Annotated in this window: 1 protein-coding gene and 1 pseudogene; both read right to left on the minus strand. The window is 43.2% G+C overall.

Translation table 11 applies throughout. From position 1 onward, the window contains the following. On the minus strand, positions 1–392 hold a 392-nt coding region (locus ACUVJL_RS39020; RefSeq protein WP_445250718.1), incomplete at its 3' end, for a glycosyltransferase family 4 protein. Between the two features lie 302 nt (positions 393–694). Beyond that, positions 695–1,004, minus strand: a pseudogene (locus ACUVJL_RS39025) (hypothetical protein); the annotation flags it as partial.

Below are 1,004 nucleotides of genomic sequence, written 5' to 3' on the forward strand. Positions count from 1 at the left end.
CTTTCCAAAGCCCAAGGCCCGTGAAAGGAAAAAGTAACAGGAACCCTTTTAGGTAAAACTTGCAAAAGCGGAAAACTATATAGTGCAAAATGCAAATTAATTGCATCTAGTTTTGCAAATTTTCGCTGCAAAAAATTGGAGCGAATCAGCCAAAGCCTTTCCCAGAGTCGATCTTCGGGCTCAGCTAAATTAGTGAGATTTATGCTAGAATTCTGTTCAGTTTCTGGTAGACCAACTCCACACAATTCAACTCGATCTTGACTGGCTGCTAGCTGATGTGTAAGCTCATATACATATCGATCGAGCCCTCCCGGTGTTTTCGGAAACCATCCGATCCCGACGCAAAGAATATTTGCTGCTGTAGCAGCAGGGTTACTGGTATAGTTTTCCACTTGGTTGTTGGCAAATGTACGTTAAAGTTACAATAACTGAGACATCCTGATGTATGTATCCGTAAGTTTTATGTATAGCGGTTCTCAGATAGATGAGGTATATATCAAAGGTCGAAAACCTTGATGTATATAGAATCTGGCATACCTCACCTTTGTGAGAAAGGCTATAGTAAGCTGTTTTGCATTTAAACTGCACAATCAAAATTTGATAAAGTTCTTGTGGGGTGGGCGTCTAGCACCCACAAAAAATACAATTTAGAGGTGGAAAATCTTAGCGGTTTCAACCGCCTATTTGTTTAGACTTATTTTGGCAGCGGTTCCAAAATTTTCTCAGAATGACTAGCAGCAACTGCCGTGAATAAAGCTTCATAATGATTCAAAGCTTCTTCAAATCCGTAATTCTCAACAGCATACTTTCTGCCTTGCTCGCCCAAGGCATCAACCTTAGCAGGATGCAAGTACAAATCCTCAACCCCATCTGCTAAAGCTTGCGGATCTTCCGGCGGTACTACTACACCGCCACCGCTTTGTTGCACGATGCCGAACACGGTCGAGAGCCCCAAGCCGGTGCCCTTGCCGCGCTCTTTGGTGCTGAAGAACGGTTCGAAGATG

Source organism: Microcoleus sp. OTE_8_concoct_300, assembly GCF_031383065.1.
In the GTDB taxonomy this organism is placed as follows: Bacteria; Cyanobacteriota; Cyanobacteriia; order Cyanobacteriales; family Microcoleaceae; genus Microcoleus.